The sequence below is a fragment of the Levilactobacillus suantsaii genome, assembly GCF_014069315.1.
GTDB classification, from domain to species: domain Bacteria; phylum Bacillota; class Bacilli; order Lactobacillales; family Lactobacillaceae; genus Levilactobacillus; species Levilactobacillus suantsaii.
Window position 1 is genome coordinate 1,836,971 of sequence record NZ_CP059603.1, and the last position, 22,698, is coordinate 1,859,668.

Annotated in this window: 21 protein-coding genes; 18 read left to right on the forward strand and 3 right to left on the reverse strand. The window is 51.3% G+C overall.

From position 1 onward, the window contains the following. Window positions 1–69 precede the first annotated feature (69 nt). On the forward strand, window positions 70–510 hold the full coding sequence (locus tag H3M12_RS08515; protein ID WP_129031556.1) for a nucleoside 2-deoxyribosyltransferase: 441 nt from the start codon (window positions 70–72) through the stop codon (window positions 508–510). Between the two features lie 71 nt (window positions 511–581). On the opposite strand, the gene lexA is transcribed toward H3M12_RS08515, so the two are convergent. Beyond that, window positions 582–1,211, reverse strand: a complete 630-nt coding sequence (gene lexA, locus H3M12_RS08520) for a transcriptional repressor LexA (protein WP_129031555.1) — start codon at window positions 1,209–1,211, stop codon at window positions 582–584. A gap of 184 nt (window positions 1,212–1,395) precedes the next feature. Between lexA and H3M12_RS08525 the strand changes: the two genes are divergently transcribed. The 4 genes from H3M12_RS08525 to H3M12_RS08540 all read left to right on the forward strand — a co-directional run bounded on the left by H3M12_RS08525 (window position 1,396) and on the right by H3M12_RS08540 (window position 5,662). Beyond that, window positions 1,396–1,644 carry a DUF896 domain-containing protein gene (locus tag H3M12_RS08525; protein ID WP_129031554.1) on the forward strand — a complete coding sequence of 83 codons (249 nt, stop codon included), beginning with the start codon at window positions 1,396–1,398 and terminating at the stop codon, window positions 1,642–1,644. 98 nt (window positions 1,645–1,742) lie between these two features. Continuing rightward, window positions 1,743–1,979 (forward strand): YneF family protein, encoded by a 237-nt coding sequence (locus H3M12_RS08530; protein WP_129031553.1) that lies wholly within the window; start codon window positions 1,743–1,745, stop codon window positions 1,977–1,979. 136 nt (window positions 1,980–2,115) lie between these two features. After that, window positions 2,116–3,876 (forward strand): ABC transporter ATP-binding protein, encoded by a 1,761-nt coding sequence (locus tag H3M12_RS08535; protein WP_129031552.1) that lies wholly within the window; start codon window positions 2,116–2,118, stop codon window positions 3,874–3,876. Further along, the gene (locus H3M12_RS08540) at window positions 3,866–5,662 is read left to right on the forward strand and encodes an ABC transporter ATP-binding protein (protein ID WP_129031551.1); all 1,797 of its coding nucleotides are present in this window, start codon (window positions 3,866–3,868) and stop codon (window positions 5,660–5,662) included. The genes H3M12_RS08535 and H3M12_RS08540 overlap by 11 nt, the downstream gene beginning before the upstream one ends. A gap of 46 nt (window positions 5,663–5,708) precedes the next feature. On the opposite strand, the gene H3M12_RS08545 is transcribed toward H3M12_RS08540, so the two are convergent. Further along, complete coding sequence (locus H3M12_RS08545; RefSeq protein WP_129031550.1) at window positions 5,709–6,347, reverse strand: lysophospholipid acyltransferase family protein; 639 nt, start codon at window positions 6,345–6,347, stop codon at window positions 5,709–5,711. Window positions 6,348–6,451: 104 nt separating this feature from the next. Here H3M12_RS08545 and H3M12_RS08550 point away from each other — a divergent pair, with 104 nt between their 5' ends. From H3M12_RS08550 to H3M12_RS08560, 3 genes are all read left to right on the forward strand, one after another. Next, window positions 6,452–7,204, forward strand: a complete 753-nt coding sequence (locus H3M12_RS08550) for a tRNA1(Val) (adenine(37)-N6)-methyltransferase (protein WP_129031549.1) — start codon at window positions 6,452–6,454, stop codon at window positions 7,202–7,204. Next, window positions 7,194–7,469, forward strand: a complete 276-nt coding sequence (locus H3M12_RS08555; RefSeq protein WP_129031548.1) for a GIY-YIG nuclease family protein — start codon at window positions 7,194–7,196, stop codon at window positions 7,467–7,469. Before H3M12_RS08550 ends, H3M12_RS08555 begins: the two co-directional genes overlap by 11 nt. 146 nt (window positions 7,470–7,615) lie before the next feature. After that, a complete protein-coding gene (locus tag H3M12_RS08560) occupies window positions 7,616–8,611 on the forward strand; it encodes a D-2-hydroxyacid dehydrogenase (RefSeq protein ID WP_129031547.1) in 996 nt (331 codons plus the stop codon). 71 nt (window positions 8,612–8,682) lie between these two features. On the opposite strand, the gene H3M12_RS08565 is transcribed toward H3M12_RS08560, so the two are convergent. Then, window positions 8,683–9,399 (reverse strand): HAD family hydrolase, encoded by a 717-nt coding sequence (locus tag H3M12_RS08565; protein ID WP_182150626.1) that lies wholly within the window; start codon window positions 9,397–9,399, stop codon window positions 8,683–8,685. Window positions 9,400–9,637: 238 nt separating this feature from the next. On the opposite strand from H3M12_RS08565, the gene rpsB reads away from it, so the two are divergent. The 10 genes from rpsB to H3M12_RS08615 all read left to right on the forward strand — a co-directional run bounded on the left by rpsB (window position 9,638) and on the right by H3M12_RS08615 (window position 22,625). Continuing rightward, entirely contained in the window at window positions 9,638–10,438 is an 801-nt protein-coding gene (gene rpsB / locus H3M12_RS08570; RefSeq protein ID WP_129031545.1) for a 30S ribosomal protein S2, read from the forward strand. Between the two features lie 151 nt (window positions 10,439–10,589). Continuing rightward, window positions 10,590–11,474 (forward strand): translation elongation factor Ts, encoded by an 885-nt coding sequence (gene tsf, locus H3M12_RS08575; protein ID WP_129031544.1) that lies wholly within the window; start codon window positions 10,590–10,592, stop codon window positions 11,472–11,474. Window positions 11,475–11,625: 151 nt separating this feature from the next. Beyond that, window positions 11,626–12,351 (forward strand): UMP kinase, encoded by a 726-nt coding sequence (gene pyrH / locus H3M12_RS08580; protein ID WP_129031543.1) that lies wholly within the window; start codon window positions 11,626–11,628, stop codon window positions 12,349–12,351. A 6-nt stretch (window positions 12,352–12,357) separates the two neighbouring features. Continuing rightward, window positions 12,358–12,915 (forward strand): ribosome recycling factor, encoded by a 558-nt coding sequence (gene frr, locus H3M12_RS08585; protein ID WP_129031542.1) that lies wholly within the window; start codon window positions 12,358–12,360, stop codon window positions 12,913–12,915. 29 nt (window positions 12,916–12,944) lie between these two features. Further along, window positions 12,945–13,367 (forward strand): hypothetical protein, encoded by a 423-nt coding sequence (locus H3M12_RS08590; protein ID WP_129031541.1) that lies wholly within the window; start codon window positions 12,945–12,947, stop codon window positions 13,365–13,367. A 102-nt stretch (window positions 13,368–13,469) separates the two neighbouring features. Continuing rightward, window positions 13,470–14,246 (forward strand): isoprenyl transferase, encoded by a 777-nt coding sequence (locus H3M12_RS08595; protein WP_170954934.1) that lies wholly within the window; start codon window positions 13,470–13,472, stop codon window positions 14,244–14,246. Between the two features lie 36 nt (window positions 14,247–14,282). Beyond that, on the forward strand, window positions 14,283–15,071 hold the full coding sequence (locus tag H3M12_RS08600; protein WP_129031539.1) for a phosphatidate cytidylyltransferase: 789 nt from the start codon (window positions 14,283–14,285) through the stop codon (window positions 15,069–15,071). Window positions 15,072–15,181: 110 nt separating this feature from the next. Further along, complete coding sequence (rseP, locus tag H3M12_RS08605; protein WP_129031538.1) at window positions 15,182–16,459, forward strand: RIP metalloprotease RseP; 1,278 nt, start codon at window positions 15,182–15,184, stop codon at window positions 16,457–16,459. A 32-nt stretch (window positions 16,460–16,491) separates the two neighbouring features. Then, complete coding sequence (locus H3M12_RS08610; protein WP_182150627.1) at window positions 16,492–18,204, forward strand: proline--tRNA ligase; 1,713 nt, start codon at window positions 16,492–16,494, stop codon at window positions 18,202–18,204. 74 nt (window positions 18,205–18,278) lie between these two features. Continuing rightward, on the forward strand, window positions 18,279–22,625 hold the full coding sequence (locus tag H3M12_RS08615) for a PolC-type DNA polymerase III (RefSeq protein ID WP_182150628.1): 4,347 nt from the start codon (window positions 18,279–18,281) through the stop codon (window positions 22,623–22,625). Window positions 22,626–22,698: the final 73 nt, after the last annotated feature.

Sequence of the window (22,698 nt, forward strand, 5' to 3'; positions counted from 1 at the left end):
AAATAGTCGCTAAAAGTTAATTTTTTCGCTATAATAAAAAGCACTTAAGAGAAAACGAGGAGATTAATTGTGACCAACATTTATTTAGCAGGACCATTTTTTGATGACGAGCAACTCGAACGCATTGGCCGCGCCGAAAAGGCTTTGGCTGCTAACCCGAAGGTGGGCCGGGTCTTCAGTCCTCGGTTGAACGAATTACGGGACGTAACCATGGGGACGCCTGAATGGTGCGACCGGACCTTTAAGATGGATATCGATCAGATCGACCAGGCCGATGTTGTGGTGGCCTTGGCAGATTTTGTCGATGACCAGGTAGATTCTGGAACGGCCTTTGAAATCGGGTACGCTTTCCACAGCCAAACACCAATTGTCTTGCTTCACGAAAAGGACAATAACGTTAACTTGATGCTGGCCCAGGGGGCTCAGTCTTACCTGACACAAGCCGAAGACCTGGCAACTTATGACTTTGAAACGTTACCGGTCAGTCGGTATGAAGGTGAAGTTATTTAAGGTGTTAATTAAAAACAGAGCGTAAAAAGAGTCTGAGAAAATTTTCTCAGACTCTTTTGGTTGAACGATAGTTAGTGAACGTCGTCGCGGAACAGGCCAACGACTTTACCCAGGACGGTAACCTGGTTCAAGATGATGGGCGCCATAGTGTCGTTTTCCGGTTGGAGCCGGTAGTGGTCAGCTTCCTTAAAGAAACGCTTGCACGTGGCTTCATTTTCTTCGGTCATGGCAATGACAATATCGCCGTTGTCTGCGGTTTGCTGGCGACGAACGATGACTTGGTCACCATTCAAAATGCCGATGTTGATCATACTCTCGCCCCGGATAGTCAGCATGAAGAGCTGATCTTCGCTGTTTTCAAATTCTGGGGGAACCGGGAAATAGTCCGTGGCTTCCTGGACCGCTAGAATGGGGGTCCCAGCAGTGACGGTACCCAAAACAGGAATTTGCGTTTGTTGTTCGTGCACGCCTAATTCCTCGAGGCCCGCGGGGGTCACTTCGAGGGCCCGGGGTTTCGTGGGGTCTTTAATCAAGAAGCCCTTTTTTTCTAGGCGGGCGATGTGGCCATGGACCGTGGACGTTGACGACAGCGCCACGGCCTCGCCGATTTCACGAACGGTCGGTGGGTAACCCTTCTCGTTAACGCGTTCCCAGATAAACCGTAAGACGGCGATTTGTTTACTTTCAGAAGCTTTAGTCATTGTGTACCACCTCGTTCGTCAGTCATAGTTGAATTTACCCCAATTCTAGCATAGCTAGCGGTCATTTTCAAACAGATGTTCGGCTAAATCAGTTGAATTCTGAAAATAACCCTGATATGATAAGGGATGTTTTGAAACCTTAACTCAAATAACGTACTTTAAACGAAAGGAGCGTGGGTGTTTCATGGCAGAAGACGCGATGACGCCGTTGCTGGCGCGCATCAATGAATTGGCCCACAAAGCCAAGTCCACGGGACTGACCGCAGCGGAGAAATCCGAGCGTGCCGATTTACGGCAACAATACTTGAAGCTCTTTCGCCAAAGCTTCCGGAGTCAGGTTGAAATGATGCAGGTCTACGACAAGAACGGGAAGGAAGTTACTCCCGAAAAAGTTCGCCGCATTCAACGTGATAAGGGCTTACGGGACGATTAACTAACGAGAGTGGGTCTTTTTGGAGATTCACTCTTTTATTTTGTTCGCAGGTTGTGTAGAATTACATAGTGAATGCTTTTATAAGGGAGGGAAATGTCTTGTCAACTGGAATTTGGATTCTGATTGTGATCGTCGTCGGGCTTGCCGGTGCTTTAGCAGGTTTCTACGGGGCGCGCAAATACATGGAAAAATATTTAAGAGACAATCCGCCTATTAACGAAGACCAATTACGGGTCATGATGTTACAGATGGGACAGAAGCCGTCGCAACGGAAACTTCATCAGATGATGACCGCCATGCAACAGCAAGCTCGTAACAGCAATAAGAAGAAGTAAGCGGTCAACTTCCGACTCGTCGCCAGCACTTTTGGGCGATGAGTTTTTTAATGGCCTTTTTACGGGTGTTGGCTAGACTTATGAGAGCCATCATCATATAATTTTAATTGAATTCTAATCTTAGGAGGGATGCCGCTTGACAATCTTTAAAAAACTAATGTGGTATTTTCGGCTAGAATGGCGGCGCTATACGATTGGAGTCCTCGGCCTGCTCTTAACAGCCATTATTGCCATCATTCCTCCCCGCATCATCGGGAACATGGTCGATAGTATTCACGGCCGTACCATGACGGGGTCGTTGCTGGCCGTAGACTTACTCCTAGTTGCAGGGGCAGCGTTAGCCCAGTATGGCAGTCGGTACATGTGGCGAACGGCCATCTGGGGCGGGGCGGCTCGGTTGGAACAACTTTTACGGGACCGGCTCTTTCAGCACTTTATGCGCATGGACCGGACCTTTTATCAACGTTACCGCACCGGAGATTTGATGGCTCACGCCACTAACGACTTGGAAGCCGTCCAACGGGTCGCCGGTGGGGGGATCTTGCAGTTTGCTGATGCCATCATTACCGGTGGCACCAAGTTGATCGCTATGATGGCCTTGATCAATTGGCGTTTGACGTTATTGGCCGTGGTACCATTCCCGTTCCTGGCGATTGTCTCCTGGATTTTGGGGCAAAAGATTCACCGGGCGTTTGGCCAATCCCAGGCGGCTTTTTCGCGCTTGAATAATAAGGCACAGGAAAGTATCAGTGGTATCAAGGGCATTAAGGCTTTGGGCCAGGACCAGGCCGATGTCGATGACTATAATCAACAGATCGCTCGGACCATCGACATCAACCGGCACGTGAACCGACTCGATTCGTTGTTCGACCCGGCCATCACGCTGATTATTTCCATTTCTTACGTGGCGACCATCGTCTTAGGGGGCCTCTTTGTGCTGCACGGCACCATTACGATTGGAAATTTGGTTTCTTTCATTAGCTACCTGGCGATGATGGTGTGGCCAATGTTTGCGGTTGGGATGCTCTTCAATACTATGGAACGGGGCAATGCCAGTTATGATCGGGTCATGGAACTTCTGGACCAAAAGAGTCAGATTATCGACCGGACGGACGGGATTGCCACCCGACCACGGGGGGCACTGAATTATCACGTGGCGACCTTTAATTACCCCAACGACACGCAGACCAGTTTGCATCAGATCGATTTTGACCTGGCGGCGGGGCACACATTGGGTCTCGTTGGGCGGGTCGGTTCCGGAAAATCAACCATTATGAAGCTGATTTTACGGGAATTTGACCAGTACACCGGTGAAATTAAATTCGGTGGCCATCCAATCAAAGATTACGCACTCGACAGCTACCTACCGGCTATCGGGTACGTGCCGCAGGAAAGTTTTTTATTTTCCGATACGGTCTTTGAAAATATTCGCTTCGCCAAGGCTAACGCCACTCAAGCCGAAGTCGTGGCGGCGGCTCAAAAGAGTGATTTGGCCCATCAAATCGACCAATTACCGGAGGGGTATGATACCCAGGTCGGTGAAGAGGGTATCTCTCTGTCTGGAGGGCAACGACAGCGGTTGGCGATTGCCCGGGCCTTATTGATCAATCCGGAACTTCTGATTTTAGACGATGCCTTATCCGCCGTCGATGCGGAGACCGAGACCAAAATCTTGGCCAACTTACGCGCCGAACGAGCCGATAAAACCACGATCATTTCGGCGCACCGGTTGAGTTCAGTGATGAACGCTGATGAAATCATCGTGTTAGACCACGGTCACATTGTTGAACGGGGGACCCACGATGACTTGATGGCGGCTCAGGGCTGGTACGCCGAGATGTTTACGGAACAACAACTAGAAACACGGGTGAAAGGAGGAACGTCCAATGGCCGTTAAAGCGCATGAATCTGCGTGGGCTCACAGTATGACCACCAAGGAGCAACTGACCGTGATCGGTCGCTTGCTGAAATTTGCCGCCCCGTATAAGTGGTTCTTTATCGGGTCGGTGATTTTATCGGCCATTATCAGTGGTATCAACGTCCTCTTACCCTGGTTACTGCAAACCTACATGGACCGTTATTTGCGTAACGGCTCCGCAACGCTAGCCATTATGTGGCTGTTTGCCGGACTCTATTTCTTGGGGATGGTGATGCGAGCCGTGACCCAGTTTTGGCAAAATTACACGAGTACCATGGGTGCCGAGTACATGCTTGAAAGTGTCCGGCGCAAGATGTTTGCCGATTTGCACGGCAAGGGGATGCGCTACTTTGACCAAACTCCAGGGGGCTCCATTCTATCGCGGTTAATGAACGATACCATGACCTTTTCCAATTTCTGGGCGTTACTGAACACGTTGATTTTAGCGATTTTTGCCGTGATTTCATCGTTTGCCGCGATGGCGGCGACCGATTGGACCGTGGCCTTGGCGACGTTAATCTTAATCCCGTTTCTATTTTGGGTGATTTGGTACTATCAACGCTTCAGTTCTCGAGTCTACCGCCGCATGCGGGAACGCTTGAGTGAGCTGAATACGAAGCTCAGTGAAGCCATTACCGGGATTACCGTGATTCAAGAATTTCGCCAGGAACACCGGATGTCGAAGGGCTTTGAAAAGACCAATCGCGCCTACTACGGGACGCGACGGGCCATGATTCGGACCAATTCGCTCCTCTTGAGCCCCATGATTAATCTGTTTTACGCGTTAGGTACGGTCGTCGTTTTGGGCCTCTTTGGCCTCCGCGGGATGCACCAAATTGTAGCTGCCGGGGTCGTCTACGCGTTCATCACTTACCTGAACAACTTTTATAGTCCGATGAGTCAAATGATGGATAGTTTGAGTGATTTTCAAAACGGGATGGTCGCTGGTTCCCGGGTCATGCGGATCCTCGATGACCGGACCCTGGCACCAGCACAAAATCCCAACGCGGACACCAACGCGAAGATTACGCGCGGTAAAGTTGAATTTCGGCACGTGACCTTCGCTTACGACCAGGACCATCCGGTGTTAAAAGACGTGTCGTTCGTGGTGGAACCCGGCCAGACAGTGGCCCTCGTGGGTGAAACTGGGTCGGGAAAGACCTCGACCATTAACGTACTGATGCGCTTCTACGAGTTTCAAGGCGGGCAAGTACTCATTGATGACCGGGACATCCGGGATTACCCAGCGGCTGAATTGCGGGCCAAGATGGGCTTAGTGTTGCAGGAGCCACAACTATTTTACGGGGATATCCAGAGTAATATCCGGATGTTTAACCCGCAGATTACGGATAGCCAGGTGGAACAGGCCGCCAAGTTCGTCCAAGCCGATGACTTTATTGAGCGCCTGCCGCAGAAGTACGCCACGCCCGTGCTGGAACGGGGGACCGAATACTCGGCGGGACAGCGACAGCTGATTACCTTTGCTCGAACTGTGGTCACCGACCCTAAAATTTTGATTTTGGATGAGGCGACGGCAAACGTAGATACGGAGACCGAGACCATGATTCAGACCGGTTTGAGTCGTATCCAGGAAAACCGAACGACCGTCGCCATCGCACACCGCTTGTCCACCATCCAAAACGCAGATTTGATCCTGGTCTTACATCAGGGCTGCATCGTGGAGCGGGGGACCAACGCGAGTCTGATGCAGCAACACGGCTACTACTACGACATGATTCAATTACAAAACGCCGCGCATCAGTAATGGTGATGACAAAAAAACGACCGGAAGATTCTCCGGTCGTTTTTGATTACTCTTGCTTGTGTTTTTTGCCCGTTACATCGACGTAGTGGAAGTTTGGGTTGATTTCCTGGTCGAGTTGGTCAAAGGCTTGCTGCATTTGTTGCTCGATCTGCGCTTGCCCCGCCTCGTCTAACTTTAACTTGCGATCGATGGTAATGGGTTTACCGTAAGCGATGGTGACGCGGTGCCGGGAAAATAATTGCTTAAACGTTAACGGTCCCTGATAAACGGTTGGGATCAATGGCACCTTCGCCATCTTGGCGATGACGGCGGCCCCGCCTTTAAGTTCGGCAGAATGCCGACTACCAGACGGGAAAATGATGAGCGACAGGTCGCCCTGACGCAGAGTCCGGACCGGCGTTTTAATCACCGATGGTCCCGGATTATCACGATTTACCGGAAAAGCATTGGCATGACGCAAAATCCATCGTAAAATTGGATTTTGGAATAACTCTTCCTTCGCCATGAAGCTAAATTTCCGGGGACTGGCGCCCAGTGCAAAGTAGACGGGGTCAAACCAGGTTCGGTGTGGCCCCACCAGGATATAGGGCCCAGTTGGTAAGTCTTCACGGTGTAGGTAGGTTGCGCGGCCGTTAACAATCGCTAGTAAGACGCGAACCAGACCGCGTAAAAACGAATAGAACATGTATGACGCACTCCTCTCGCAACGCGACTCTATTTATCTAGTATGCAAAAAAAGGAGCGCCGTTGCAAGTGATCTCGCATGTTTTGAAAGGATGAGGGGTTTAAATGACAGCACCAAATTTACGTCCGGGTGAACGCGTCGACCAGTTGTATAGTCAGGACATTCAAATTATTCAAAGTCCCGACGTGTTTGCATTCTCACTGGACGCCGTGCTCCTCGCGGACTTTGCCCGGCTTCCCTTAAAAACCAGTAGTCACACGGTGGATCTGTGTGCCGGCAACGGGGCCGTGGGGTTATTTATGAGTCATAAAACGAAGGGGACCATTAGCGAGGTGGAACTTCAGCCGCGATTAGCCGATATGGCTAATCGCAGTGTAGCGCTGAACGGCTTAACGGCACGGATGCCAGTCTACCAGGGTGATTTGGCCGATGTGACACAGTGGATCCCCAAAGATTCAACGGACGTGGTGACTTGTAACCCGCCGTACTTCGCGGATTCACCGGATAGTCAGAAGAACCCGAACCGCTATTTGGCCATTGCGCGCCACGAAATCACCACCACACTAGAAACGGTGGTCGCGACCACGAGTGATCTACTGAAGATGAACGGGAAGGCCTACTTTGTGCATCGTCCGGACCGCCTGTTAGAACTGCTTCAACTGATGCAAGCCCACCGACTGGCACCCAAGCGGATTCGGCTCGTTCACCCCAAGCCAGGCAAGGAAGCCAACATGGTCTTAGTTGAAGCCATCAAGGATGGCAAATCCGGCGGTCTTCGATTCTTAGCGCCGTTGCTAGTGTATACGGCGGCGGGAGAGTATACCGCAGAAGTGGGGCGACTGTTATATGGCGATTGAGCAAACTTACTATTTTTACGTGTTATTATGTGCAGACCGGTCGCTTTACGGTGGCTTTACCACCAACGTGGCGAAGCGCTTTGCCACTCATTTGGCCGGTAAAGGGGCCAAATACACCCGTTCCCACCGGCCGGTACGGGTCTTGTACCAAGAAGCCTTTACCACGAAACATGCGGCTTTGCACGCAGAGTGGGCCTTCAAACACCAGTCGCGACAACGAAAACTACGATACCTGGCGGCTCACGGGGTGACTTTGGAAAGTTAGGTGCCCCATGGCTGATTGTGGGGGATGTTTGGTTAGCATGCAATCTAGTTCAGGTGAAGATAGCGTCGTTTGGAAGCGGTTGTGGTAAGATAGGAGCGAACCATTGGTACACATAGAAGGACAAATTACTTAAGGAGGAAACGACTGTGAAAATTATTGCTTATGGAATCCGGGATGACGAACGACCATACTTAGACCAGTGGTCGCAAGCCCAAGGAATCGAGGTTAAGGCAGTTTCAGCGTTGTTAGACGAGGAAACGGCGGCTTTAGCCAAAGGGTATGACGGAGCAGTGGTTTATCAACAGAAACCTTATACCGCGGCTGTTTTGGACCAACTCGCCGCTAATGGCGTGACGAACCTGTCCTTACGAAACGTGGGGGTCGATAACGTGGATGCCGAGGCCGTGAAACGCAACGGCTTCAAGGTCACTAACGTTCCGGCCTATTCCCCAGCAGCCATTGCGGAATTTACGGTTACGGAATTACTGCGCCTATTGCGCCGGACCCCAACGTTTGACCGGAAGCAGGCCCAAGGTGACCTGCGGTGGGCACCAGACATCGCCGACGAATTGAATTCAATGACCGTCGGTATCGTGGCCACGGGGCGGATCGGACGCGCCGCTTTGAAGATTTACCAAGGTTTTGGGGCCAAGGTGATTGCCTACGATGTTTTTCATAATCCGGAATTAGAAAAACAGGGGATTTACGTGGACACCTTGGATGAGTTGTACGCCCAAGCGGATGTTATCTCCCTGCACGCACCGGCAACCAAGGACAACAATAAGATGTTGAACGCGGACGCCTTTGCGAAGATGAAGGATGGTGTGTGGATCTTGAACCCAGCCCGGGGGGCCTTGATCGACACGGATGCGCTGATTGCGGCGCTCGATAGTGGCAAGGTCGCCGGTGCGGCTCTTGACGTTTACGAAAACGAAGTTGGCATCTTCAACACGGACTTCGGGAGTTTCGACAACATTCCGGACGAACGTTTGAAGAACTTGATGAAGCGCGATAACGTTTTGGTCAGTCCCCACATTGCCTTTTACACCCGGACGGCCGTTAAAAATATGGTGCAGTATGCGTTGAATAATAATCGACAATTGATTGAGACTGGTAAAGCGGATAATGAAGTGACGTTTTAATTTGGCGACTCCTCAATAAACTAAAAAAGCAGGTCAGAACCGTTACGGTCCTGACCTGCTTTAGGTTTCAATTAGAGTTGAGCCACGCCAGTCAGCGCGAGTAGTAGTTGCTGAAGCTCAGCTGGACTTTCCACGGTTTGGTCGGGTGTCCAATCCCCATCCGGAATCTCAAAGTTGCGATGGTTGAACCAAAAAGCCTGCCAACCGGCTTGCTTAGCGGCCCGGATATCCAGGCTGTAGCAGTCGCCCACGTAGACGATTTCGCTCGCCCGCAAGTTCAAGCGTCGATTCATCATGGTAAAGATTTGGGGATCCGGTTTAGCGACACCGGCTTCTTCTGAAGTCAGAATCGTTTGCCGGTCGATCCAACGTTGCATATGCAAGCGCATGACCTTGGCCAATTGATAATCGGTCTGACCGTTAGTAATGATGCCCAGCTGATATTGGGCTTTGAGTCGGTTTAAGACGGTGGCTAAGCCTGGAAAAAGTGCGATGTGCTGGAGTTTATGAGTGTAAGCGTCCTGAAAGGCCGCCGCCGCTTCCGGCGTTACCGGTGGTAAGTCCTGTGCGTGCAGGGCCGTGTTGAGGCGAGTTACCTCCCACTCCGCTATATTTTTACGGCTCAAAAAGGATTTGGTCAGTTGACCACTTTGCCGCCGGTACGCCTGAAACGTCCGGGTCAAATCGAAGCTGGTTGGTAGTTGAATGATGGGTGCTAAGGCGGCGACGAACGGCGCCTTTTGGTCATAGAGCGTGTCATCAACATCAAAGACGACCGCTTTTATCATGTGCAGTTCCTCCTGTCTAAGTTCCCTAGCAGTGTATCATATCTCTAGGCGAAAGCCAATTTTTTCTAAAGTTTTCATTCTTTTACCTTGTGTTTAGGGTGGGGGTTTTGTATAATAATTGTCGGTGCGTATGCGCCAATTCACACCTCGCGTGATGGTCGCGGGGGTGCTCGTTAAGAGTTCCGCGACCAACTGAGCGTGGGGGAGGAAATCAAAAACTATTTGGAGGCATTTTATCATGGCTGTTATTTCAATGAAACAATTGCTTGAAGCCGGTGTCCACTTTGGTCACCAAACGCGTCGTTGGAACCCGAAGATGAAGCAATACATCTTCACGGAACGGAACGGCATCTACATCATCGACTTGCAAAAGACGGTGAAGTTAATCGATGCAGCTTACAACTACATGAAGACGGAAGCATCTAAGGGTGCGGTCGTTCTGTTCGTAGGGACTAAGAAGCAAGCACAAGACTCCATCGAAGAAGAAGCAACGCGGGCTGGCCAATTCTACGTTAACCACCGTTGGTTAGGTGGAACTTTGACGAACTGGGAAACCATTCAAACGCGGATCAAGCGTCTGAAGGACTTGAAGAAGATGGGTACTGACGGCACGTTTGACGTCTTACCTAAGAAGGAAGTTTCCTTACTCAAGAAGTCCCAAGACAAGTTGGAACAGTTCTTAGGCGGTATCGAAGACATGCCTAAGTTACCAGACGTCTTGTTCATCGTTGACCCACGCAAGGAACAAATCGCGGTCCACGAAGCCCAAAAGTTGAACATCCCGATCGTAGCCATGGTTGATACCAACACTGACCCTGACGACATCGATGTTGTAATTCCATCTAACGATGACGCTATCCGGGCTGTTCGTTTGATCACTTCAACGATGGCTGATGCCATTGTGGAAGGCCGTCAAGGCGAAGACCAAGTTGACGAAAAGACTTTCACTAAGAAGGATGACGCTGCCAAGGATAATAAGGCTAAGTCTGACAACCCCATGGAAGACATCGTGAACGCCGTTGAAGGCGACAACAAGTAATTAATTAAATGCGGGGTCCCCAATCCGGGACTTTCCAAATATACGCTTTAAAGCACCTTAGGCTGGCTTAATAAGGACCGTTAATGGCCTGAGATTGAGTCAGCCTTTTTTAGGTGTAAACGTGATTGATGATAAAAGGAGGCCATTAGACATGGCAAGCAAGATTACTGCGGCACAAGTTAAAGAATTACGTGATAAGACGCAAGTCGGCATGATGGACGCGAAGAAGGCTTTAGTTGCTTCCGAAGGCGACATGGACAAGGCAATCGATTTCCTGCGGGAAAAGGGGATTGCTAAGGCCAAGAAGAAGAGTGGCAACGTTGCGGCCAACGGTTTAGCTAAGGTAGAAATCGCGGGCAACACCGCTGCAATCATCGAAGTTAACTCCGAAACCGACTTCGTGGCTACTAACGACACGTTCAACGGCTTAGTTGACACGGTGGCTGATACCATTGCGAAGCAACAACCAGCTGACTTGGACGCTGCCTTAGCGTTGAAGACGGCTGATGGCGAAACCTTGAACGACGCCATCATCAAGACCACGCAAGTCACCAGCGAAAACGTTCAATTGCGTCGGTTCGCTGTGGTCAAGAAGACCGACGATCAAGTCTTCGGGGCTTACTTACACCAAGGCGGTCAAATCGCGGCCGTTGTGGTCTTAGACGGTGCCGATGAAGCAACGGCTAAGGATGTGGCCATGCACGTCGCCGCCATCAACCCAGAATTCGTCTCCAAGGACGACATTCCGGCTGATCGGTTGGCTCACGAACGTGAAGTTTTGAAGCAAGAAGCTCTGAACGAAGGTAAGCCAGAAAAGATCGTCGAAAAGATGGTCGAAGGCCGTTTACACAAGTTCTTATCCGAAATCAGCTTAGCTGACCAACCATTCGTGAAGGATGGCGACCAAACTGTGGGCCAATTTGTGGCTAGCAAGGGCGGTAAGTTAGTAAACTTTGTACGGTACGAAGTTGGTGAAGGCATCGAAAAGCCAACGGTTGACCTGGCCAAGGAAGTTAACGACCAAATCAACGGTTAATTTTTGAGGAATAAGCGTAGCCACTTCACGGGGGCTACGCTTTTCTTATAAGCCGATTTTTAAGGGAACTGCGTGAATTCACGGTTCTCGACTATCACTAACTCTGGGAATATGATAGAATTGTTCTCAGAATACAATAGGAGGAAACGCAATGGCGGACGTAAAGTATCAGCGCATCATGTTAAAGCTTAGTGGTGAGGCCCTCGCCGGTGACAAGGGGTTTGGGATCAACCCACCAGTGATTAAGACGGTTGCTCAGGAAATTCGCGACGTCTACAACTTAGGAGTCCAAATCGCAATTGTTGTCGGTGGTGGCAACATGTGGCGGGGCGTTGCGGGTTCTCAGATGGGCATGGAACGGGCTCAGGCCGATTATATCGGGATGCTGGCCACCATCATGAATGCGCTCGCACTGCAAGACAACTTGGAATCCATTGGGGTACCAACGCGCGTGCAGACGTCGATTGAGATGCGACAAATTGCCGAACCTTATATCCGACGGAAGGCGATTCGCCACTTAGAAAAGAAACGGGTCGTGATCTTTGCCGGAGGGACGGGGAGTCCGTACTTCTCGACCGACACGACGGCCGCTTTGCGGGCCGCAGAAATTAACGCCGACGCCATCTTGATGGCGAAGAACGGCGTGGACGGCATTTATTCAGCCGATCCGAAGAAGGATCCGAATGCGGTCAAGTTTGATAAATTGACGCAACTGGATATTATCAATAAAGGTTTACACGTCATGGATACGACGGCCAGTTCGTTCTCCATGGATAATGATATTCCGGTGGTGGTCTTCAACCTCAATGAGGATGGCAACATTCGTAAGGTCGTTGAAGGGGCCAACATTGGAACGACAGTTTACAGTAAGGGGTAAAGACAGATGGCAGATCAGATAATTACGACAGCAGCAAGTAAAATGAAGAAGGCCGAGGACGCCTTAAAGCGTGAATTAGGCACGATTCGGGCTGGCCGGGCCAACGCCAGCATCTTGAGTCGGGTCATGGTCGATTATTACGGCCAATCGACACCGTTGAACCAGGTGGCATCTATTACGGTGCCGGAACCACGGGTCCTGATGATCACTCCTTTCGATAAGTCCGCCCTGGACAATATCGAAAAGGGTATCTTGGAATCCGACGTCGGTATCACGCCGTCCAATGATGGCTCGGCCATTCGGTTGGTCATTCCGCAATTGACGGAGGAACGCCGTAAGGAAATCGCCAAGCAGGTCAAGGCCACGGCCGAAGAGGGTAAAGTCGCCGTTCGCAATGTGCGGCGTGAAGCCATGGACGGTCTGAAGAAGGGCCACAAGTCTGGCGATTACACCGATGACCAACTGCACCAGTTGGAAGACCAAGTGCAAAAGGAAACCGACAAGGCCATCAAGGGCGTCGAAGACATTGCGGCGGATAAGGAAAAGGAAGTCTTGACGGACTAGTTGGCAATTTAGATAGGGAGTGCTGAATGATGGCAGAAGACAATCAACAAGATCAAGATAACGTTGAAATTACCCCGGGTTCTAAAGAATTTGGGAAAATGGTGTTCCGGTTGAATAACCCGGTCAACGCCGAGAACGTCTCGGTCTTAAACTACAATGGGGCCGAATTACAGGAGATCCAAGACGGGGTCTACGCTCAACCGGCGTTTGTCAGTGACGACTTCAACCTGTTCTTCGTGGTTACTCAATTGATTGGGGACGATTGGATTGTCGCTTTCTCGAAGGCAACGATTGAGAACGGCAACGAGATTACCGATTTATCCGATCCGATTCCGACTGGCGAAGGCTTAAATATGTTGGGGAGTGTGAGCGCCGATGACGCCAACAACCTCTTGAGCTATTTTGGCACGTTAGTCGATGCGAAGCGCGGCGAGTGGCGGTTAATCGAGTAGTCAACGCAAAGCTAAAGTTTTCGCTCAATTTCGGGGCTAGGATAGTATCCTGGCCCTTTTTTTGTTAAGATGAGAGGTTGTAAAGAGCAATGGAGGTGCACTGTGTTCTCATTTTTAAATAAAGATCAACAAACCGGCGAGGTGGCGGAAGCGCAACTCGACGAAGACAACATCCCCGCCCACATTGCCATTATTATGGACGGGAACGGTCGCTGGGCCCAGCAACGGCATCTGCCGCGGGTCGCGGGCCATAAACAAGGTATGAACACGGTCAAGACCGTGGCCAAGGCAGCCAGTCAACTGGGGGTCAAAGTGCTGACGTTGTATGCCTTTTCGACCGAAAATTGGAAACGACCGACGGCGGAAGTGAACTACCTGATGAAGTTGCCCGTGGACTTCTTCGGGACCTTCGTGCCTGATTTGGTCAAAAATAATATCCGGGTGCGGGTCATGGGCTACACCGAGGCTTTACCGCAAGCCACCCGCACGGCCGTGGCCAACGCCATTGCGGATACGAAAGACTGTACGGGCATGGTGCTCAACTTTGCCTTGAACTATGGCGGTCGCGCCGAAATTGCGACGGCTATGCAGACGTTGGGCCAGCAGGTCCAGGCAGGGACGCTAAAGCCGGCCGATATCGATGAGGACCACATTACCCAACAGTTGATGACGGCCAGTCTAGGCGACTTACAGGATCCAGATCTACTGATTCGGACCAGTGGCGAAGAACGTCTGTCGAATTTCATGTTATGGCAGGTCGCCTACAGTGAATTTGTCTTCATGCAGGTCCACTGGCCAGATTTTGACCAGACGACCTTGGAACAGGCCATCTATCAGTATCAACAACGGCATCGCCGGTTTGGTGGGCTAACGAAGTAACGAACTTAAATTTTGTCTTATTGAGGAGCGTAAATTATGAAACAACGGGTTATTACGGCGGTTGTGGCCTTAATCATCTTTATTCCGATTATCATCGCCGGTCATGTGTGGATCGATATCGCAGCCTTCGCCTTAGGGTTGGTGGCGTTGTCGGAAGTCTTAGTGATGCGGAAAAAGTTGCTGGTCAGTCCCGAAGCTTGGATTTCCGGGCTGGGAATCTTGGTGGTGATTGCGCCCAATACTTTATGGACCAATTTACCGGGGCACTTGAACCCGTGGTACATCACCTACCTGTTCGTCATGCTGCTCTTGTTGCGGACCGTGGTTTCCCGCAACCGGTTCTCGTTTGACGACGCCGGGGTCATCACATTGAGTATGCTCTATATCGGGATGGGCTTTCACTATTTCATCGCGGCGCGGGCCGTCAGCTTAGTGGCGTTGCTTTACGCGTTGTTTATCGTGTGGACCACCGACTCAGGGGCGTACATGCTCGGCCGAAAATTTGGGCGACACAAGCTCGCACCCCACATCAGTCCGAACAAGACCTGGGAAGGGTCTATTGGTGGGTCGTTAGTCGCCACCATTATTGGTTCCGTGTTCTGGGCGTTCTTCCCGATTGGCCATTACAGTCTCTTTACGATGATCATTCTCACGTTACTCTTTTCTATCGTGGGGCAGTTCGGTGACCTGGTTGAATCGGCCTTGAAACGGTATTACGGGGTCAAGGATTCTGGCCGGATCTTACCTGGTCACGGGGGAATTTTGGACCGGTTTGATAGTTTACTGTTAGTTCTGCCAGTCATTCACCTATTTGGGTTAATCTAAATCGGAAGTTGGCTCTTGCCTTGCGTTGGTTCCGGGGCTAGGGTATGCTATGAGACAGCGATTTATGATGACACAAGGATAATTTACGGACTGAGAAAGGGACGAAATCTGTGATTACAACGATTATTGCCTTTATCATTGTCTTCGGCATCCTCGTGATTGTACACGAATTTGGCCATTTTTATTTTGCCAAACGCGGTGGCGTACTCGTGCGCGAATTTTCGATTGGGATGGGCCCCAAGCTCGTTTATCACCGGGGTAAGGACGGGACAACTTATACGTTGCGTCTTTTGCCAGTGGGTGGTTACGTGCGGATGGCCGGAGCTGAAGATGACGAAGAAGAACTCAAACCGGGGACACCGGTGAGCTTATACGTTGGCGCTGACAGTACCGTTGAACGAATCAATACTAGCAAGAAATCAACGTTGTTCAATGGAATCCCACTGGAAGTCACGGCAACAGATTTGGAAAATGACCTCTGGATCGAAGGCTACGAAAACGGGGATGAATCAGCAGTTAAACGTTATTCAGTAGCGCATGACGCCACGATTATTGAATCTGATGGGACCGAATTAAGAATCGCGCCACGCGATGTCCAGTTCCCATCGGCCTCGTTAGGGCGCCGGTTGATGACCAACTTTGCTGGCCCGATGAATAACATTTTGTTGGCAATCGTGGCCTTTATGTTGATGTCGTTGGCCCAAGGGGGCGTGGTCACCGGGACCAATCAGATTCAAGTCTCCGGGTCGCCGGTGACCGTTGCTCAAAAGGCGGGCGTTAAGACCGGGGACAAGATTCTCGCGGTTGAAGGCCAGCGGACCAAAGATTGGACGGCCTTGAGCGAAGCCATTCAGCCTCGGGCCAATAAGCGGACCACACTGACCGTGAACCGCAATGGCAAGACCCAAAAAATCACGCTCACGCCGCAGGGCCAAAAGTCGAACGGCAAGACCGTGGGAATGATTGGCATCACCCAATCGCAGGATAAAAACATCGGTGCCATTTTGGTTTCTGGTTTTACCCAGACTTGGACCATGACCAAGTTACTCTTCGGGGCGCTGTGGCACATGGTCTCCGGCCACTTTAGTTTAAACGACTTGGGCGGGCCGGTCGCTATCTTTGCGACGACGTCTCAGGCCACCCAGTTGGGACTAGTCGGTATCTTGAACTTTTTGGCTTTCTTATCGATCAACTTAGCGATTGTCAATTTATTACCAATTCCAGCCTTGGATGGTGGTAAAATATTATTAAACCTAATTGAAGCCGTTCGCCGTAAACCACTCTCCGAAAACGTGGAAGCAGGGATTACCTTGGTTGGGGTGGCCTTTTTGGTCCTCCTGATGCTGTTGGTAACTTGGAACGATATCGAACGCTACTTTATTCGGTGATTTAGGACGTAACGAGAAGGGAATATTTAACTATGAAGCAATCTAAACTACTCATTCCAACTTTGAAAGAGGTCCCGAACGATGCGGAAGCCCTCAGCCATCAGATGATGCTGCGGGCCGGGTACATTCGGCAGGTCACGGCGGGGATGTACGCCTACTTACCGCTGGCTTATCAGGTCTTGACTAACATTGAAACGATTATTCGCGAGGAAATGGCCAAGATTGATGCCGTGGAAACCTTGATGCCGGCAGTCTTACCGGCCTCTTTGTGGAAGGAGTCTGGCCGTTACGACACCTATGGGCCGAACTTATTTAAATTCAAGAATCGGCACGATAGTGATTTCATCTTGGGGCCAACGCACGAAGAGACCTACACCATGTTAGTGCGGGATGCCGTTAAGTCGTACAAACGATTGCCTCTTGTCATGTATCAAATCCAATCGAAGTATCGGGATGAAGACCGGCCGCGGTATGGGTTACTGCGGGGCCGCGAATTTATCATGAAAGATGGGTATTCCTTTACCTTAAATGATGAGGACCTGGACCGCATCTACGATCAAATGGAAGGTGCCTATGAACGCATCTTTAACCGTATCGGCTTGAACTACCGGGCTATCGTGGGTGATGGGGGTGCCATGGGCGGCAGTGATTCCAAGGAGTTCTCCGCGATTGCGCCCGTCGGTGAAGACACCATCGTCTATTCCGACGCGTCTGATTACGCGGCCAACCTGGAGATGGCCAAGAGCCTCTTCATCAGTAAGAAGTCCCACGCGCCGTTGGCCGATTTAAAGAAGATTGACACGCCGGGGGTCCACAGCATTGATGACTTGGCCGATTTCTTGCAGGTCAAGGCCAACACATTGGTCAAGACCATGTTCTACATGGCGAACAAGGACCAACCCGTCTTAGTCTTGGTCCGCGGTGACCACGAGGTCAATGAGACCAAGTTGAAGAACTACTTAAATGCCGACTACCTGGACCCGGCCACGGCTGAAGACGCCCAGAAATACTTGGGCGCTAACTTTGGGTCACTGGGACCGGTCGGTGTTGGGGATGACGTCAAGATCTTGGCTGACCAGTACGTGGGCGATATGGTCAACGTGGCAGTTGGGGCGAACGAAGATGGCCACCATTACACGAATGCCAACGTTGATCGCGACTTTCGGGTCGACGCCTATGCGGATTTACGGACCGTTCAACCAGGCGATTTATCGCCGGATGGTGCCGGGGTCTTGAAGTTTACTAAGGGGATTGAAATTGGCCACATCTTTAAGTTAGGGACTCGGTATTCCAAGGCCTTAGGCGCTACGGTGTTGGATGAGAATGGCCGGCAAAAGCCAGTCGTCATGGGCTCTTACGGGATTGGAGTCAGTCGGTTGTTGTCGGCGGTGGCCGAACAAAATGCTGATGAGAACGGCCTGGTTTGGCCGCGTAGCATTGCCCCGTATGACATTCACCTGATTCCGGTCAACTTGAAAAAGGCCGAACAGGCGGAACTGTCGCAGGACTTAGAAAAACAATTGACCGCAGCCGGTTACCGGGTCTTAGTGGATGACCGCAAGGAACGGCCGGGCGTTAAGTTCGCCGATTCCGATTTGATTGGGATTCCGGCGCGCATCACGGTCGGTAAAAAGGCTGGCGAAGGAATCGTCGAAATCAAGATTCGAAAAACCGGGGAAACGGTTGAAGTCATTAAAGATGAAGTGGCCAGCACCATGGAAATCTTATTCAAGGATAACGATTAATTTTCCCGTGAAAAGACCAGTTCGGGTTGGCTGGTCTTTTTTCGACGGCAGAAATAGGAGGAAGGAGTTTTCTCGTGGACGAAGATCGGCATAGCTTATTTGAGAAGTTATTACAACAGTTAGGACTCAGCCAGTGGGCTGATCAGGAGAATTTTAAGACGGCCACTTTGGAACGTTTGACCGTACACGAAAAGTCGCGGCGCTGGCATTTTTACTTACAGTTCCCACAGATTCTCCCATACGAAACGTTCGTCACGTTCCACCAAAAATTACAGGTGGCTTTTCACGATATTGCGACGGTCTCGGCTAGTTTCATCACGACCGACGCACAGTTGACTAACCGGGCTCTGGGAGATTACTGGTTGTGGGTGGTCCAAAATAGTGGACTGACTAACAATCTGGTGCAAGAGTTGCGCCAATCACGGGTTCCCGAATTAGATGCCGGCAATCGGGTTTTGCTGTACGCGAAAAACGAAGTCATCAAGGACTTTTTGCAGAACCAGGCCTTGGGGCCATTGGAAGCCACGTACCGGCAGGCCGGGTTCCCCAAATTCAACATCCAGGTGATGGTCGACGAATCTCAATCGCAAGCTAAGATTGAGGAGTTTAAGGCCCAACGGGAAAAGACCGATGCGCAGTTGGCCCAGCAAGCCGCTGCAGCGATTCAAAAGGCCAATCAGAAACGCCAAAGTCAACAGCAAAGCGGTGAGGTTCAACCCGCTAGTGGGCCGACTCAAATTGGGAAGACCATCAAGGGTGATCAACCAATTATGCAGATGGCCGACATCACCCAGGAAGAACGTTCAGTAGTGGTCGAAGGTTATATTTTCGACAAAGAAATCCGGAAGTTACGGTCGGGTCGGCAACTGCTGACCTTAAAGATCACGGACTACACCTCGTCCATCGTGGTGAAGAAGTTTTCCCGTGGCGCCGAAGATGAGGCTCAGTTCGCTGGGGTCAATGAAGGCGACTGGGTCAAGGTTCGGGGGAGTGTCCAGGAAGACAGCTTCATGCGGGATTTGGCGTTGAACGCCTACGACATCAACCAAGTCAAGCACGCGAGCCGCCGAGACACAGCGCCCGCTGACCAGAAGCGCGTGGAACTCCATCTGCACACCACGATGAGCCAGATGGACGCGACTAATCCTATTGGGGATTTTGTGGACCAGGCCAAGAAGTGGGGGATGCCCGCACTGGCCATTACAGACCACGCCGACGTCCAAGGTTTTCCCGCTGCCTTTAATGCGGCCTCGAAAGCGGGCGTCAAGATGCTGTATGGGGTCGAAGCTAACCTGGTCGATGATGGGGTCCCAATTGGCTATAATAGTGCCCACACGCCGTTAGATGGTGCGACTTACGTGGTCTTTGACGTGGAAACGACGGGCCTGTCCGCCATTTATGATAAGGTCATCGAATTGTCGGCGGTCAAGATGCAACATAAAAACGTCGTTGACCAGTTCGAAGAGTTTATCGATCCGGGCTTCCCGTTGTCCGAACAGACCACGAATCTGACCAGTATCACCGACGATATGGTGGCCGGCTCTAAGAGTGAAAAGGACGTTTTTGCGGCCTTTCGCGAGTTCTGTGGCGACGCCATCATCGTGGGACATAACGTCACGTTTGACGTGGGCTTCATGAATACTGGTTATAAGCGGCATGGGATGCCAGAGATTGGTAACCCGATCATTGATACCCTGACCCTAGCGCGTTGGTTGTACCCGACGCTTAAGAGCTACCGGTTGAACACGCTAGCCAAACGCTTCCACGTCAGTTTGGAACACCATCACCGGGCCGTTTACGATGCGGAGTCGACTGGTCATCTGAATTACCTGTTCTTGAAGGACGCCGAGGAACGTTATCACGTCCAGTACCACGACCAATTGAATGATCACATGACCGATAACGATGCGTACAAGCACGCGCGGCCGAGTCACGCCATTATTCTGGCCAAGACGCAGGCCGGATTGAAGAACATGTTCAAGCTGGTCTCCGAATCAAATGTGAATTATTTCTACCGGGTACCGCGGGTTCCTCGTAGCATTCTCGAACACTACCGTGAGGGTCTGATCGTCGGCTCGGCTTGTTCGTCAGGCGAAGTCTTTACGGCGATGATGCAAAAGGGAAAGGTCGAAGCCGAAGCTAAGGCCAAGTACTACGATTACCTGGAAGTCCAACCGCCACAGGCTTACCAACCGTTATTGGATTCGGGCTTGATTGCGGATAAAGACCACCTCCACGAAATCATTCAAAATATCATCGACCTGGGTCACGAGCTGGGAAAGCCAGTGGTCGCGACTGGCGATGTGCACTACTTGAACCCCAACGATGCGATTTACCGGAAGATTTTGATCCATTCGCAGGGGGGCGCTAACCCGCTGAATCGCCAGGAGTTACCGCCGGTGCCGTTTTTGAGCACTAACGAGATGCTCGACCAATTCTCATTTTTGGACGAGCAAACGGCCCAAGAGATCGTGGTCACCAACACCCAGAAGATTGCGGACGAAATCGATGAGATTCACCCGTTAAAAGACAAACTGTACACGCCGCGGATGGCCGGTGCCGAAGACGAAATCCGCGAGCGGACTATGGCCACGGCCCACGCTTGGTACGGGGATCCCTTACCAGAACTGGTCCAACACCGGGTCGACCGGGAGTTGAAGTCCATTATCGGTAACGGGTTCTCCGTGATTTATTTGATTGCCCAACGGTTAGTTGCCAAGTCCAACAAGGACGGGTACTTGGTTGGGTCGCGGGGGTCCGTGGGGTCCAGTGTGGTTGCCACCCTGACCGGAATCACCGAGGTCAACCCGTTGCCACCGCACTACCGTTGTCCGAACTGTCAATATTCGCACTTCTATACCAAAGGGGAATATAGTTCCGGCTACGATTTGCCCGAAAAGAAGTGCCCGAAGTGTGGTACCTTGATGATCGGTGACGGTCATAACATCCCGTTTGAAACCTTCTTAGGGTTCAAGGGGAACAAGGTCCCCGATATCGATTTGAACTTCTCTGGGGACTACCAACCGATTGCCCATAACTACACCAAAGTTTTGTTCGGTGAGAAGAACGTGTACCGGGCCGGAACGATTGGGACCGTGGCCGACAAGACGGCTTACGGCTATGTTAAAGCTTACGAGCGCGACACGGAACAGACCTTCCGTGGGGCCGAAATCGACCGCCTTGCCAAGGGGGCGACCGGGGTCAAACGGACCACCGGCCAACACCCGGCCGGGATTATCGTTGTGCCGGACTACATGGACATTTACGACTTCACACCGATCCAGTACCCGGCTGACGACCAAAACGCCGCCTGGCAAACGACCCACTTCGATTTCCATTCGATTCACGATAACATCTTGAAAATCGATATTCTGGGACACGATGACCCGACTATGATCCGGACCTTGCAAGACCTGTCCGGGGTCGACCCGACCACGATTCCCATGGATGATCCAGGCGTGATGGCCTTGTTCTCCGGGACAGATTCGCTGGGCGTGACACCCGAGCAGATTCAATCCAAGACGGGGACACTGGGGGTCCCGGAATTTGGGACCCGGTTCGTGCGGGGGATGTTGGAACAGACTCACCCACAGAACTACTCCCAACTATTACAGATTTCCGGGTTGTCTCACGGGACCGATGTGTGGTTAGGTAATGCGGACGAGCTGATTAAAAACGGCACGGCGACGATTGCCAACGTTATCGGGTGTCGGGATAACATCATGACCGACTTGATCAACTACGGCTTGGACTCCGAAACCTCGTTTCAAATCATGGAACAGGTCCGGCACGGTCGGGGCATCAAGGACGAGTGGCAGGATAAGATGCGGGCCACCGACGTACCTGAGTGGTACATCGACTCGTGTTTGAAGATCAAGTACATGTTCCCCCGGGCCCACGCGGCCGCTTACGTCTTGATGGCGTTACGGGTGGCGTACTTCAAGGTCTACTTCCCGATTATTTATTACGCGGCATACTTCTCCGTGCGGGCCGATGACTTTGACGTCGTGGCCATGTCGCAAGGAAAGACGGCGGTCAAAGCAGCCATGAAGGCCATCAATGACCAGGGGATGGACGCGTCAGCAAAGGACAAGAACCTGCTGACCGTGCTCGAACTGGCTAACGAAATGCTGGAACGGGGCTTTGAGTTCAAGATGATTGACTTGGAAAAATCCGATGCGGCCAACTGGATCATCGAGGGTAACACCTTGATTGCACCGTTCCGGGCTGCTCCAGGGCTGGGGTTGAACGTGGCCAAACAGATTGTGGCTGCTAGAAACGACCGGCCGTTTATTTCCAAGGAAGACTTGGCTAAGCGGGGGAAAGTCTCCAAGACGTTGATCGACTTCATGACTGAGAATGGCGTCTTACAGGGACTGCCAGACGAGAACCAGCTCAGCCTGTTCGATGATTTAATGTAACCCTTAATTTGCCGGATTTACGGGTGAGTAAACGCTTTCAAAACCCTTAAAACGTGATATACTAAAGTTGAGA

Coding starts and splice junctions, on each gene's coding strand:
- lexA (WP_129031555.1), bottom strand. CDS start 1,211: ATGACTAAAGCTTCTGAAAGTAAACAAATCGCCGTCTTACGGTTTATC.
- H3M12_RS08525 (WP_129031554.1), top strand. CDS start 1,396: ATGGCAGAAGACGCGATGACGCCGTTGCTGGCGCGCATCAATGAATTG.
- H3M12_RS08540 (WP_129031551.1), top strand. CDS start 3,866: ATGGCCGTTAAAGCGCATGAATCTGCGTGGGCTCACAGTATGACCACC.
- H3M12_RS08545 (WP_129031550.1), bottom strand. CDS start 6,347: ATGTTCTATTCGTTTTTACGCGGTCTGGTTCGCGTCTTACTAGCGATT.
- H3M12_RS08550 (WP_129031549.1), top strand. CDS start 6,452: ATGACAGCACCAAATTTACGTCCGGGTGAACGCGTCGACCAGTTGTAT.
- H3M12_RS08555 (WP_129031548.1), top strand. CDS start 7,194: ATGGCGATTGAGCAAACTTACTATTTTTACGTGTTATTATGTGCAGAC.
- H3M12_RS08565 (WP_182150626.1), bottom strand. CDS start 9,399: ATGATAAAAGCGGTCGTCTTTGATGTTGATGACACGCTCTATGACCAA.
- rpsB (WP_129031545.1), top strand. CDS start 9,638: ATGGCTGTTATTTCAATGAAACAATTGCTTGAAGCCGGTGTCCACTTT.
- tsf (WP_129031544.1), top strand. CDS start 10,590: ATGGCAAGCAAGATTACTGCGGCACAAGTTAAAGAATTACGTGATAAG.
- pyrH (WP_129031543.1), top strand. CDS start 11,626: ATGGCGGACGTAAAGTATCAGCGCATCATGTTAAAGCTTAGTGGTGAG.
- frr (WP_129031542.1), top strand. CDS start 12,358: ATGGCAGATCAGATAATTACGACAGCAGCAAGTAAAATGAAGAAGGCC.
- H3M12_RS08590 (WP_129031541.1), top strand. CDS start 12,945: ATGGCAGAAGACAATCAACAAGATCAAGATAACGTTGAAATTACCCCG.
- H3M12_RS08600 (WP_129031539.1), top strand. CDS start 14,283: ATGAAACAACGGGTTATTACGGCGGTTGTGGCCTTAATCATCTTTATT.
- H3M12_RS08610 (WP_182150627.1), top strand. CDS start 16,492: ATGAAGCAATCTAAACTACTCATTCCAACTTTGAAAGAGGTCCCGAAC.